Genomic DNA, 12,295 nt, shown 5'->3' on the forward strand with positions numbered 1-12,295 from the left:
GGCTTATATGCAAACTCCTGAACATGCCTCGCGTCCCAGTGGTTCGGTTTGGACCGACCCCAAGTTGCGTGCCTGGCTATTCCAAATTCTTGCCGTTATCGCCGTCGTGGCGATCGGCTGGTATCTGTTCGACAACACCCAGACCAACCTGGAGAAACGCGGGATCACCTCCGGTTTCGCCTTTCTCGATAACAGTGCCGGCTTTGGCATTGCCCAGCACCTGATTGATTACAGTGAGAGCGATACCTACGGACGGGTTTTCTTCGTCGGTCTGCTCAATACCCTGCTGGTGTCGGTGATCGGTATCATCGGTGCGACGATTCTTGGCTTCATTATCGGTGTGGCGCGGTTGTCGCCTAACTGGTTGATTGGCAAGCTGGCCACCGTCTATATCGAGACGTTCCGCAATATCCCGCCATTGCTGCAAATTTTCTTCTGGTACTTCGCGGTGATGCTCTCGCTCCCCGGGCCGAGGCAGAGCCTGGATATTGGCCAGATGTTCTTCCTCAATAGCCGCGGCTTGTACATGCCGTCTCCCAGCGTCACTGACAACTTCATGCCCTTTTTCGGCGCCGTAGTGGTGGCGCTCATCGGTATCGTGCTGTTGACGCGTTGGTCTAAGGCGCGGTTCGAGGCGACCGGCAAGTACTTCCCCGTTTCGCTGGGTGCCGTGCCTTTGCTAGTGGGACTGCCCGCGCTGGCCGTGCTGCTGACGGGTAATCCGCTGCAATGGACTACACCGGAATTGAGCGGTTTCAATTTCCGGGGCGGCTGGGTGATGATCCCCGAACTGATGGCGCTGACCCTGGCACTGACCATCTATACCGCCGCCTTTATCGCCGAGACCGTGCGCGCCGGGATTCTTTCGGTCAGCCATGGCCAGACCGAAGCGGCGCGTTCCCTGGGCTTGCCCGCCGGCAAGACCCTGCGACTGGTGATCATCCCGCAAGCATTGCGAGTGATCATCCCGCCCTTGACCAGCCAGTACCTCAACCTGGCGAAGAACTCTTCGCTGGCGGCCGGTATCGGTTATCCGGACATGGTCTCGCTGTTCGCCGGCACAGTGCTCAATCAGACTGGCCAGGCCATCGAGGTGGTTGCCATCACCATGAGCGTCTACCTGGCCATCAGTATCAGCATTTCCATGTTGATGAACTGGTACAACAAGCGCATTGCGCTGATCGAGCGGTAAGGAGCAGCCCATGCAAACCCATACGTTCAAACCCGATCTACCACCACCGCTGCTGAGCGTTGGTGTGCTTGGTTGGCTGCGCGCCAACCTGTTCTCCGGCTGGTTCAACACGCTGTTGACCCTGCTGGCCGCCTATCTGGTCTGGTTGATCATTCCGCCGCTGATCCAGTGGGCGTTTATCGATGCCAACTGGATCGGCACCACCCGTGCCGATTGCACCGGCGAGGGGGCCTGCTGGGTGTTCATCCAGCAACGGTTCGGCCAGTTCATGTACGGTTTCTATCCGACCGAGCTGCGCTGGCGTGTCGACCTGACGCTGTGGATGGCTGTGATCGGTGCCTCGCCGCTGTTCATTCCGCAGATGCCACGCAAGGCGCTGTACGGTTTGGCTTTCCTGGTGGTGTACCCCTTGCTGGCCTACTGGCTGCTGCATGGCGGTTTCTTCGGTCTGAGCACGGTTTCCACCACCCGTTGGGGCGGCCTGATGCTGACGCTGGTGATCGCCTCTGTCGGCATCGCTGGTGCCTTGCCGCTGGGCATCCTGCTGGCGCTGGGCCGGCGTTCGGATATGCCGGCGATCCGGGTGATCTGCGTGACCTTCATCGAGTTCTGGCGCGGTGTGCCGTTGATCACCGTGCTGTTCATGTCTTCGGTGATGCTGCCGCTGTTTCTCCCAGAGGGGATGAACTTCGACAAGCTGATGCGCGCGCTGATTGGGGTGATCCTGTTCCAGTCGGCTTATGTAGCCGAAGTGGTGCGTGGCGGCTTGCAAGCCATCCCCAAAGGCCAGTACGAGGCGGCTGCGGCCATGGGCCTGGGCTACTGGCGGATGATGGGCCTGGTCATCCTGCCGCAGGCCTTGAAGCTGGTGATTCCGGGGATCGTCAACACCTTTATCGCCCTGTTCAAGGACACCAGCCTGGTGATCATCATTGGCCTGTTCGATCTGCTCAACAGCATCAAACAAGCCACCACCGACCCGGTCTGGCTGGGGATGGCCACCGAAGGCTATGTGTTTGCCGCCCTGGTTTTCTGGATTTTCTGTTTCGGTATGTCCCGCTACTCCATGCATTTGGAGCGTAAGCTCGAGACTGGCCACAAGCGTTAGGAGTTATTTCAATGGCTGTAGCAAAAAAACAAACCAGCGCTGAATCGATGATCCTGATGGAAGGCGTGCACAAGTGGTACGGCGAGTTCCATGTGCTCAAGGACATCAACCTGAACGTCAAGCCGGGCGAGCGTATCGTGCTCTGCGGTCCATCCGGTTCCGGCAAGTCGACGGCCATCCGCTGCATCAACCGCCTGGAAGAACACCAGCAGGGTCGCATCGTGGTCGATGGCACCGAACTGACCCATGATCTCAAGCACATCGAGGCGGTCCGCCGCGAAGTGGGCATGGTGTTCCAGCACTTCAATCTGTTTCCGCACCTGACCGTGCTGCAGAACTGCACCCTGGCGCCGATGTGGGTGCGCAAGATGCCCAAGCGTCAGGCCGAAGAAGTTGCCATGCACTTCCTCGAGCGCGTGCGCATCCCCGAGCAGGCCCTCAAGTACCCGGGGCAGTTGTCCGGTGGCCAGCAACAGCGCGTGGCGATTGCCCGGGCGCTGTGCATGAAGCCGAAGATCATGCTGTTCGACGAACCGACCTCGGCGCTCGACCCGGAAATGGTCAAGGAAGTGCTGGACACCATGATCGGCCTGGCCGAAGACGGCATGACCATGCTCTGCGTGACCCACGAAATGGGCTTCGCCCGTACCGTGGCGAACCGGGTGCTGTTCCTCGACAAGGGTGAGGTTGTCGAAGAGGCCGATCCTGAAACCTTCTTCAATAACCCACAGAACGAGCGTACCAAGTTGTTCCTCAGCCAGATCCTGCACTGAGAACCCGCGGCAATGAAAAAAGGAGCCTTCGGGCTCCTTTTTTCATTCAGCGCGTCAGGCGCCCGGCAGCGTTACAGCCGCGGGTAATCGATATAGCCAACCGGCCCGGAGCCATAAAAGGTTGCCGGCTGCGGTTCGTTCAATGCGGCGTCCTCGGCGAGGCGGGCGGGTAGGTCCGGGTTGGCGATAAAGGGGATGCCGAAGGCCACGGCATCGGCCTTGCCGCTTTCCAGCCAGGCATTGGCCTGCGCCTTGGTGAAGCGCTCGTTGGCGATGAACACGCCGCCGAAGGCTTGCTTGAGGCTAGGCGCCAGGCTGTCATCGGCTTCCTTCTCGCGGGCGCAGATAAAGGCGATGCCGCGTTTGCCCAGTTCGCGGGCAATGTAGGTGAAGGTCTCGGCGCGCTGACTGTCGCCCATGTCGTGGCTGTCTGCGCGCGGCGCCAGGTGCATGCCAACCCGGCCGGCCCCCCATACCGAAATCACCGCATCGGTGACTTCCAGCATCAGCCGCGCGCGGTTTTCCAGGGAGCCACCATAGCGGTCGCTGCGCTGGTTGGTGCTGTCCTGGAGGAACTGGTCGAGCAGGTAGCCGTTGGCGCCGTGGATCTCTACGCCATCAAAGCCCGCCGCCTTGGCATTTTCCGCGCCCTGGCGATAAGCCTCGACGATATCGGCGATTTCCTCGGTTTCGAGGGCGCGTGGGGTGACGTATTCGGTGAGCGGACGTACCAGGCTGACATGGCCGGCTGGCGCGATGGCGCTGGGTGCAACCGGGGCGGCGCCATTCAGGTAGCTGGGGTGGGAGATGCGCCCGACATGCCACAGTTGCAGGACGATCTTGCCGCCATGGGCATGCACCGCTTTGGTGATATTGCTCCAGCCGCGTACCTGGGCATCGGACCAGATACCGGGGGTGTCCGGATAGCCGACGCCCATAGGCGTGACCGCGGTGGCCTCGCTGATGATCAGGCCGGCGGAGGCGCGTTGCACGTAGTACTCGGCCATCAATGCGTTGGGCACGCGCCCGGCGTCGGCGCGAGTGCGGGTCAGCGGTGCCATGATGATGCGGTTGGCGAGCTCCAGCTCGCCTATCTTGATCGGGTCGAATAGCGTAGGCATTGAGTATTCCTCGGTCGGGGGGAGCAGAAGTGTGCGAGTGGTTAGAGCTCTTGGCTGATAAGGCGCAGGAAAGCCTGGATGGTCTCTTCGTTGCGTTTGAAGAAATGCCACTGGCCGACCTTCTTGCTGGTCACCAGGCCGGCCCGCTGCAGGGTCGCCAGATGGGCCGACACCGTCGATTGCGACAGCCCGGCACGTTGGTCGATCTTGCCGGCACACACGCCCAGTTCCAGTGGGTGGTCCTGATCGGCGAAATAGGCCTCGGGGGTCTTCAGCCAGTGCAGGATGTCGCGGCGCGCCGGATGGGCCAGGGCTTTAATTACTTCATCGATGTCGATGGGCATGTGTGCAGTTTCCAGGGATGCTGTAGCGCTATTTGGCGATGGGTCAAACTGTATATCGGTGCGTGGCGATACACAGATCGTTTACGCCGATAGTGCTCATCGCCCGCACTGATGTGTAAGCTCTGGCCTATGAACTACCTCGCTCATCTGCATCTTGGCGGCAACGCGCCGGCGCAACTGCTCGGCAGCCTGTATGGCGATTTCGTCAAAGGCCGGCTGGTCGGGCAGTGGCCGGCGGATATCGAAGCCGCGATCGTCCTGCACCGGCGCATCGATGTTTTTACCGACAGCCATGCGCTACTGGCCCAGGCCCGGGCGCGTTTCCCCGCCGAGCGCCGACGCTATGCCGGGATTCTCCTGGACCTGTTCTTCGACCACTGCCTGGCGCGCAATTGGCCGGATTACGCCGACGAGCCGCTGACACAATTCACCGGGCGGGTGTATCGAATCTTGGCCGACGAGCCGGTCTTGCCCGGGCGCCTGGCCCTGATTGCGCCGCGCATGGCGGCCCAGGACTGGCTGGGTAGCTACCGCGATTTCGCCGTGCTGGAGCAGGTGATTGCCGGCATGGGCCGACGCCTGTCCCGGCCCGGCGTGCTGGACGGCAGCCTGCTCGAACTGGAGCGCCTGTATCAGCCGTTAAGCGAGGACTTTCGCGCCTTCTACCCCGAGTTGCTCGAGTTCGCCCGGCGTTTGCGGGCCCAGCGGTAGATCTTATGTTTATGTGCAGGTCCGGATTGTATTTCTGTGGGAGGCCCGACCTCGGGGCGAGCTTTTAACCTGTGCTCGCCAGGCGATAGCTGGGCAGCCCTGCGGGCTGCATTCGCCGCGGGTGCGCGCCTCCTACAAGTTGCGCGACATTACCCTCCGGATGCAATCCGCGGCGCAGCTGGTGCGCCACGCGCACCGGGTTCAGCCCCCGGCATGAGGATGCAGGTGAAAGCGGCGGATCAGCGCCTTCTCCAGCTCGGCCACGCTGAATAGCAGCAAGCCGGCCAGCAGCACGCGCAGCCATTCCCCGCCACCCAGTGCGCTGGAGCCGAATACCTGCTGCATGAACGGCGCATAGGTGAACATCAGTTGCAGCGCCAGGCACACGGCGATGGCCAGCAGCACCTTGGGGTTGCCGAGCAAGCCTTCGCGATTGAGTACCGAGGCGAAGATATGCCGGCTGTTCAACAGGTAGAACATCTCGCACATCACCACGGTGTTGACGGCCATGGTGCGCGCACTTGCCAGACTGTTGCCATGTTGCAATTCCCAGGAAAACAGGCCGAGGGCGCCAGCCATCATCAGCAGCGAGACCAGCAGCACTCGCCAGACGAAAAAACCGGTGAGCAGCGGCTCGGCCGGGGGCCGGGGCGGGCGGGTCATCAGACCCTGCTCGGACGGTTCGAAGGCCAGTGCCAAGGCCAGGGTGATGGAGGTGACCATATTGATCCACAGCACCTGGGCCGGGGTCAGCGGCAGATTCAGCTGGAGCAGGATGGCGGCGATCACGATCAAGGCTTCGCCGCCGTTGGTGGGCAGGACGAACAGGATGAACTTCTTCAGGTTGTCATAGATCGCCCGGCCTTCCTGCACGGCCCCGGCGATGGTGGCGAAGTTGTCGTCGGTGAGGACTATTTCTGCCGCCTCCTTGGCCGCCTCGGTGCCCTTGCGGCCCATCGCCACGCCGACATCGGCGCGCTTCAGCGCTGGCGCGTCGTTGACCCCGTCCCCGGTCATTGCCACCACTTCGCCGCCGGCCTGCATGGCCTGAACCAGGCGCAGCTTGTGTTCCGGGCTGGCGCGGGCGAATACCTCGATACCGGGTAGCAACTCGCGCAGGCTGCGCTCGTCGAGCAGTTCGATTTCGGCGCCGGTCAGGGCCGGCCGGCCAATCCCGATGCCCAGTTGCGCGCCAATGGCGCGGGCGGTTTCGACATGATCGCCGGTGATCATCTTCACCGCGATGCCGGCGCTTCGGCATTCTGCCACCGCGGCTATGGCCTCTTCGCGTGGCGGGTCGATGATGCCGAACAGGGCGAGCAGGGTGAAGCCCTGCTGCACATCGGCAAAACTCAGGCTGCGTTGTTCGGCATCGGCCGGGCGGCTGGCAATCGCCAGCAGGCGCAGGCCATGGGCGGCCAGGTCCGTGACCTGACGCCGCCAGAAATCCGCATCCAGTGGCTGGTCGGCGTCGGCAGTGCGTTGCTGGCTGCACATCTCCAGCAGTCGCTCCGGGGCGCCCTTGAGGTAGATCAGCCCGTGACCGCTATGGTCATGGTGCAGGGTGGCCATGAAGCGGTGTTCCGACTCGAAGGGAATGGTGTCGCTGCGCGGCAGTTCGGCCTGTGTCTCCTGGGCGCAGAGGCCCGTTTTCAGGGCCAGGGTGGCGAGTGCGCCTTCGGTCGGGGCGCCGTGCAACTGCCAGATGCCGGCGGCGTCTTCCTCCAGCCGGGCATCGTTGCACAACAGCGCCGCGCGACCGATGTCGAGCAGGGCCCGATCGATCTGCAGGGGCGCGCCGGCGAGATGAAAGCCCCCGGCGGGCGCGTAACCGACACCGCTGACGTCGATGACTCGATCGGCGCAGACCAGCCGCCGCACGGTCATCTCGTTGCGGGTCAGGGTGCCGGTCTTGTCCGAGCAGATCAGGGTGACCGAGCCGAGGGTTTCCACCGCCGGCAGGCGTCGCACGATGGCGTTTTGCCGGGCCATGCGCTGCACGCCGAGGGCCAGAACCACCGTCATGATAGCGGGCAATCCCTCGGGAATCGCCGCGACGGTCAGCGCTACCACCATCATGAATGTCTGCGCCGGGTCCTGCCCGTGCCACAGGGTGCCGAGGGCGAAGGTGACGAGCGCCAGGATCAGCAGGGCCACGCTTAACCAGCGGCTGAAGCCGTCGATCTGCCGCAGCAGCGGGGTGGTCAGCGGCTGCACCTGTTGCAGCAGGCTGCCGATGCGTCCTAATTCGGTGGCCGGGCCTGTGGCCACCACCAGGCCGAGCGCCTGACCGCTGCTGACCAAGGTGCCGGAGTAGGCCATGCAGCGGCGGTCGCCGAGCACGGCGTCGGCGGCCGAGCGGGCGATGGATTTCTCCACCGGCAGCGACTCGCCGGTTAGCGCCGCTTCCTCGACGAGGAAATTCTTCACCTTGAGCAGGCGCAGGTCAGCCGGCACCTTGTCCCCGGAAACCAGGGCGACGATATCACCGGGCACCAGGTGTTCGGCGGGGATTTTCCGGCGTTCGCCATCGCGCAGGACCATGGCATGCAGCGACAGCATGTCGCGAATGGCGTCCAGGGCGTGCTCGGCCTTGCCCTCCTGTATGAAGCCGATCAGCGCATTGATCAGCACCACGACGAGAATGACTGCCGTATCCACCCAGTGTCCGAGCAGGGCGGTGACCGCTGCCGCGGCGATCATCATGTACAGCAGCAGGTTGTGAAATTGCAGCAGCAGGCGCAGCAGCGGGCCGCGGCGCCTGGGCGGCGGCAGGCGATTGGCCCCGTAGCGTTGCCGACGGCTTGCGATTTCGCCCTCGGCGAGGCCCAACGGGTTGCTGTGCAGGGTGTCGAGAGCCTGCTGCGCATCGAGGCTGTGCCAGGCAGGTGCGGCGTGAACCGGTAGCCGGGTGTCCATTCAGGCATTTTCCAGATTGAACTGTTGGCACAGTAGCCGTATTCACAGGTCATGCTCTGATCTGCATCAAAACCACCGGCCATGTTTTGCGCTCGAATTAGCAGACACGCACAGCCCGGCAAGGTGGACGAGATGATCAAATTACTGGTGGCGACCGACCTTTCGCAGCGTTCGACACATGCCATCGAGCGTGCCGCCCGGTTGATCCGCAAGCAGGGTGGCGGCGACTGGACCCTGGTTCATGTGGTCGACGACGATGCGCCGCAAGACTTCGTCGCCGAGCACGTGCGGCGCATCGAGAGGTTGCTCGATGAGCAGGCGCAGCAACTGGCCGAGCAGGTCGGCAGCCGGCCGCGGGTGCTGGTGAGCAGCGGCGAGATCGAACCGATCATCTTCGAGGCGGGCCTGGGCATGGCGGCCGACCTGCTGGTGGTCGGCAGCCACCGCAAGACGGCGCTACGCGACTTGTTTCTGGGCACCACTGTGGAGCGGCTGATCCGTGGCAGTCATCTGCCGGTTCTGCGCGTCGCGCAACCGGCCGCTGCCGATTATCAGCATGCCTTGGCTGCGCTGGATCTGTCGCCCGGTGCTGTGCACGCCATGGGCAGTGCACAGCGGCTGGGCCTGCTTGACCTGCAGCGCTGCACGGTGCTGCATGCTCTGGCGCCCTTTCCCAGGGGCAAGCTGACCGAGGCGACGATCGATCATCGCGTGCTCGAGAGTCAGGCCAAGGACGCCTTGCTGACGTTGCAGACGAGCCTGCAGGACGCCGGCTTGGCGCTACCCGATAGCAGCCTGCGGGTGCGTGAGGGTGAGCCGGGGGAGGTGATCGCCCAGGAATTGCTCGAGACCCAGGCCGAGCTGCTGGTGATCGCCACGCATGCACGCAAGGGGTTGCCGCGGTTGATGCTCGGCAGCGTTGCCGGAGCGCTGCTGGCCGAGTTGTCGTGCGACATCCTCTGCGTGCCGCCCCAGGGCTGACTCACGCGGCCTGAGCTGGCGCCTGGCGGTCCGCCGCCAGGGCGCTGGCCACGGCGGCGTGGGCACGGCGTGCCAATTGGTTGCGATTCAGGCTGGCGCTGGCAATCGGCTGCAGCAGGCGAATCTGCACGTCGATCGGGTCACTGGCGAGCAGGCGCAACAGGTGCGAGAGCATGTCGTCGTCACCGACAAAGGGCGTGATCATGCAGGGCTGGCCGTCGCGCAGGTAGCGGATGGCGACCGGTTGCAGCGCCACCCCGCTATCGATGGCGCTACTCAGCAGGCGGCCATGGAAGGTGCGCGGGACCAGGCCGTCGGTGGTGGTGCCTTCCGGGAAGATCAGCAGCGGCCGGCCCTGTCCCAGGTGGTGGCCGAGTTGCTGGTTGAGCAGGTTGCTATCCGCCGCACCCCGGCGGATGAACAGGGTGCCGGCCTGGTGCGCCAGCCAGCCAGCCAGCGGCCAGGCACGCACCTCGGCCTTGGACAGGAACGACAGCGGCGCGAGCATGCCGAGCAGGGGGATATCGGTCCAGGAGATGTGGTTGCTGACCCACAGCATCGGCTGCTGCGGCAGTTCGCCGTGCACGCTTAGGCGGAACGGCAGGGCATTGCTCAGGCGCGCAAAGAACCAGCGGCTCAGGCGCTGGCGCTGGCCCATCAGGTCCTGCCGCAGCAGATGCTCCAGCAGACTCAGCACCCCGGCCAGCGGGGTGATCAGGCCGATGAGGGCGAGCAGGCGCAGCATTCGCAGGTACAGGCGCAGCTTGTTCATCGAGTACTCCGGGCGGACGACTTAGCCCGGCACTGTGTACACAGACCGGGGCGCTCCTGCAAGCGCTGCTGGATCAGACCGCCGCCTTGAAGTGGCGCGCGTAGCGCGGGCAGAGTTCGTCGCGCTTGAGCAGGATGAACACATCGGCCACCTGGAAATCGGGATCCCAGCACGGCTCGCCGCAGATTTTCGCACCCAGGCGCATGTAGGCCTTGAGCAGCGGGGGCATCTCGGCGATGACGTTGCTCGGCACCTCCAGGGTCGGCAGCGGGGTCTTCGGCTCGGCCCGCAGGTGCTCGGTGCACAGGTAACGATCGCGCAGGCGTTGCATGATGGCCTGGGCCTGGATGCCGCCGTCCTGCATGGAGATGCTGGCGCAGCCCATCAGGTAGCGGTAATCGCCCTGGTTGAGGACCTCGGCCAGTTCACCCCAGAGTACGGCGATGGTGGCGCCGTTGCGGTAGGCGCCATCGACGCAGGTGCGGCCGATTTCCAGCACAGGGCCTTGCAGGTGCTGCAGGCCGTGCAGGCTGAACTCCTCTTCGCTGTAGAACCGGCCCAGGCTGGCGGCGGCCTGATGATCGAGCAGGCGGGTGGTGGCCACCAGCAGGCCGCTGTTCAGATCACGTACGCCGATGTGCTGGCAGTGAATGTCGTAGTCATCCATGTCCAGGCCGAGTTCGGCACCCTTGAGCTTGGCATCGAATTCGGTGCTGAACACGCGAAAGCGCAGGGCCTGAGCCTCACGCAGGGCAGCAGGGCCGACGAGTCGCTCGGCCTGCAAGCGACGTGCTGGGGTAGTGCGGTCGCGGGTGATTGCCATCTGGGTCATGCCGTCATCTCCGTTGGCCGGCTTTTTGTCTTGCGGCCGGTCGATCTTGTTGGGCAAGCTCAGGCTAGGTAGCAGCGGTGTCACCCCTGTGAAGTTTTGGTGATGCTTGTGTGACAGCTGCTTGCGACTCCAACCCGGTTGAGGAACTGCGTATGCCCTGGCAAAACCTGTTGCACACCCACCAACGCCTGCCTGCCGCCAGCAGCCTGGAGGCCTGGTATGCCACGCTGCTGGCGCGGCTGGGCACGCCGTCGCCATTCGAGTTGGCGTTGCTCGGCGGGCGTTTGGCGGCGACCCCGGGGCTGGCCTTCCTCGCCGGCTATCAAGGCGCTCTGCGCAAACTCTGGCTGTCCGCGCCTTGGTCGCTGGGCGCACTCTGTGTCACCGAAAACAAGAGCGTGCGCCCGGCGGATATGCAGACCCGCCTGAGCGGCCTGCTGCTGCATGGCCGCAAGGATTTCGTCACGGCAGGCGATGCCGCCGACTGGCTGCTGGTCGCCGCCCGCGAAGAGCAGTCGGCGCAACCGGTTCGATTGGCCCTGGGCGTGGTGCGCAATGGCGATCCCGGGGTGCGCGTCGAGACGCTGCCGAGCCTGCCCCTGATGCCCGATATCGGCCACGCCCGCCTGTATCTGGATGGCGCCCACTGCGAGCGCCTGGCCGGCGATGGTTGGGACGACTACGTGAAGCCGTTTCGCAGCATCGAGGATCTGCACGTCCTCACCGCCGTGGGCGCCTGGCTGTATGGCGTGGGCCAGGACTCGAACTGGCCGCAGGCCGTGCAGTTGCGTTTGCTCGGCCTGCTCGCCGGCTGCGCCGAAGTAGCGCGTAAAGACCCGGCGCAAGCCGTCACCCACCTGCTGCTGGCCGGGTTGTTCGCCCAGTTCGCCGCACTGGACGCCGAACTGCACGCGGCCTTCGCCGCCGGGCCGGCGGATTGGGCCGCCTTGTGGCAACGCGACTGCGGCCTGCTGTCGCTTGCCAACTCTGCGCGCGCCAAGCGCCTGGCCAAAGCCCAGGCCGCCTTGGGCCTGTAGCCGTAGCAGTGGGCCTAGCAGGCGGCGCAAAGTCGTGCACCTGCAAGACCCCGCCGCGTTGCGTTCGTCGGGCGGCTCGGGCGGCGATCCGTTCGGCGCGCAGCGACAACCCGCCATTTTTGTGCGGCGCCGGTGAACCCATGCTGCACTGCCTGCGGGTAGGGCGGCTTCGGCGCGCAGCAACAACCCGCCAGTTTTTGTGTCGCGCCGGTGAACCCATGCTGCACTGCCTGCGGGTAGGGCGGCTTCGGCGCGCCGCGACAACCCGCCAGTTTTTGTGCCGCACCGGTGATCTCATGGTGCACTGCCTGCGGGTAGGGCGGCTTCGGCGCGCAGCGACAACCCGCCAGTTTTTGTGCCGCACCGGTGATCTCATGGTGCACTGCCTGCGGGTAGGGCGGCTTCGGCGCGCAGCGATAACCCGCCAGTTTTTGTGCCGCACCGGTGATCTTATGGTGCACTGCCTGCGGCGAGTGACACCCTACAGAAAGTGGAACACCCCATA

12 protein-coding genes are annotated in these 12,295 nt (G+C 64.3%); 6 read left to right on the top strand and 6 right to left on the bottom strand.

Going from position 1 to position 12,295, the window contains the following annotated elements; genetic code table 11:
• Positions 1-7 precede the first annotated feature (7 nt).
• From PH586_RS12620 to PH586_RS12630, 3 genes are read left to right on the top strand one after another with little or no spacing between them, the layout of a single operon-like run.
• Positions 8-1,192 (top strand): amino acid ABC transporter permease, encoded by a 1,185-nt coding sequence (locus PH586_RS12620; protein WP_271348114.1) that lies wholly within the window; start codon positions 8-10, stop codon positions 1,190-1,192.
• Positions 1,193-1,202: 10 nt separating this feature from the next.
• Positions 1,203-2,300: an amino acid ABC transporter permease gene (locus PH586_RS12625; protein ID WP_271348115.1), complete on the top strand. Its 1,098-nt coding sequence runs from the start codon at positions 1,203-1,205 to the stop codon at positions 2,298-2,300.
• An 11-nt stretch (positions 2,301-2,311) separates the two neighbouring features.
• Entirely contained in the window at positions 2,312-3,073 is a 762-nt protein-coding gene (locus tag PH586_RS12630; protein WP_271348116.1) for an amino acid ABC transporter ATP-binding protein, read from the top strand.
• Between the two features lie 71 nt (positions 3,074-3,144).
• Here the strand turns inward: PH586_RS12630 and PH586_RS12635 are convergent, their stop codons facing one another.
• Both PH586_RS12635 and PH586_RS12640 read right to left on the bottom strand, forming a co-directional pair.
• A complete protein-coding gene (locus tag PH586_RS12635; protein ID WP_271348117.1) occupies positions 3,145-4,194 on the bottom strand; it encodes an alkene reductase in 1,050 nt (349 codons plus the stop codon).
• A 41-nt stretch (positions 4,195-4,235) separates the two neighbouring features.
• Positions 4,236-4,538, bottom strand: a complete 303-nt coding sequence (locus PH586_RS12640; protein ID WP_271348118.1) for an ArsR/SmtB family transcription factor — start codon at positions 4,536-4,538, stop codon at positions 4,236-4,238.
• A 129-nt stretch (positions 4,539-4,667) separates the two neighbouring features.
• On the opposite strand from PH586_RS12640, the gene PH586_RS12645 reads away from it, so the two are divergent.
• The gene (locus PH586_RS12645) at positions 4,668-5,249 is read left to right on the top strand and encodes an acyl carrier protein phosphodiesterase (protein ID WP_271348119.1); all 582 of its coding nucleotides are present in this window, start codon (positions 4,668-4,670) and stop codon (positions 5,247-5,249) included.
• 201 nt (positions 5,250-5,450) lie between these two features.
• On the opposite strand, the gene PH586_RS12650 is transcribed toward PH586_RS12645, so the two are convergent.
• Positions 5,451-8,168: an HAD-IC family P-type ATPase gene (locus PH586_RS12650; protein ID WP_271348120.1), complete on the bottom strand. Its 2,718-nt coding sequence runs from the start codon at positions 8,166-8,168 to the stop codon at positions 5,451-5,453.
• A gap of 132 nt (positions 8,169-8,300) precedes the next feature.
• Between PH586_RS12650 and PH586_RS12655 the strand changes: the two genes are divergently transcribed.
• A complete protein-coding gene (locus PH586_RS12655; RefSeq protein ID WP_271348121.1) occupies positions 8,301-9,149 on the top strand; it encodes a universal stress protein in 849 nt (282 codons plus the stop codon).
• Between the two features lies 1 nt (position 9,150).
• On the opposite strand, the gene PH586_RS12660 is transcribed toward PH586_RS12655, so the two are convergent.
• Both PH586_RS12660 and olsB read right to left on the bottom strand, forming a co-directional pair.
• The gene (locus PH586_RS12660; protein ID WP_271348122.1) at positions 9,151-9,921 is read right to left on the bottom strand and encodes a lysophospholipid acyltransferase family protein; all 771 of its coding nucleotides are present in this window, start codon (positions 9,919-9,921) and stop codon (positions 9,151-9,153) included.
• Between the two features lie 73 nt (positions 9,922-9,994).
• Positions 9,995-10,753 carry an L-ornithine N(alpha)-acyltransferase gene (gene olsB, locus PH586_RS12665; protein ID WP_271348123.1) on the bottom strand — a complete coding sequence of 253 codons (759 nt, stop codon included), beginning with the start codon at positions 10,751-10,753 and terminating at the stop codon, positions 9,995-9,997.
• Positions 10,754-10,905: 152 nt separating this feature from the next.
• Here olsB and PH586_RS12670 point away from each other — a divergent pair, with 152 nt between their 5' ends.
• A complete protein-coding gene (locus tag PH586_RS12670) occupies positions 10,906-11,790 on the top strand; it encodes an acyl-CoA dehydrogenase middle domain-containing protein (protein ID WP_271348124.1) in 885 nt (294 codons plus the stop codon).
• Positions 11,791-11,804: 14 nt separating this feature from the next.
• Here PH586_RS12670 and PH586_RS12675 read toward each other — a convergent pair whose 3' ends face one another.
• A complete protein-coding gene (locus PH586_RS12675; RefSeq protein ID WP_271348125.1) occupies positions 11,805-12,251 on the bottom strand; it encodes a hypothetical protein in 447 nt (148 codons plus the stop codon).
• Between the last annotated feature and the right edge of the window lie 44 nt (positions 12,252-12,295).

Origin of the sequence: Pseudomonas aestuarii, from assembly GCF_027988105.1 — a bacterium.
GTDB lineage: Bacteria > Pseudomonadota > Gammaproteobacteria > Pseudomonadales > Pseudomonadaceae > Aquipseudomonas > Aquipseudomonas aestuarii.

Excerpts from the sequence above, each read along its gene's own strand:
- PH586_RS12620 (WP_271348114.1), top strand. The coding sequence starts at position 8 with ATGCAAACTCCTGAACATGCCTCGCGTCCCAGTGGTTCGGTTTGGACC.
- PH586_RS12625 (WP_271348115.1), top strand. The coding sequence starts at position 1,203 with ATGCAAACCCATACGTTCAAACCCGATCTACCACCACCGCTGCTGAGC.
- PH586_RS12630 (WP_271348116.1), top strand. The coding sequence starts at position 2,312 with ATGGCTGTAGCAAAAAAACAAACCAGCGCTGAATCGATGATCCTGATG.
- PH586_RS12635 (WP_271348117.1), bottom strand. The coding sequence starts at position 4,194 with ATGCCTACGCTATTCGACCCGATCAAGATAGGCGAGCTGGAGCTCGCC.
- PH586_RS12640 (WP_271348118.1), bottom strand. The coding sequence starts at position 4,538 with ATGCCCATCGACATCGATGAAGTAATTAAAGCCCTGGCCCATCCGGCG.
- PH586_RS12645 (WP_271348119.1), top strand. The coding sequence starts at position 4,668 with ATGAACTACCTCGCTCATCTGCATCTTGGCGGCAACGCGCCGGCGCAA.
- PH586_RS12650 (WP_271348120.1), bottom strand. The coding sequence starts at position 8,168 with ATGGACACCCGGCTACCGGTTCACGCCGCACCTGCCTGGCACAGCCTC.
- PH586_RS12655 (WP_271348121.1), top strand. The coding sequence starts at position 8,301 with ATGATCAAATTACTGGTGGCGACCGACCTTTCGCAGCGTTCGACACAT.
- PH586_RS12660 (WP_271348122.1), bottom strand. The coding sequence starts at position 9,921 with ATGAACAAGCTGCGCCTGTACCTGCGAATGCTGCGCCTGCTCGCCCTC.
- olsB (WP_271348123.1), bottom strand. The coding sequence starts at position 10,753 with ATGACCCAGATGGCAATCACCCGCGACCGCACTACCCCAGCACGTCGC.
- PH586_RS12670 (WP_271348124.1), top strand. The coding sequence starts at position 10,906 with ATGCCCTGGCAAAACCTGTTGCACACCCACCAACGCCTGCCTGCCGCC.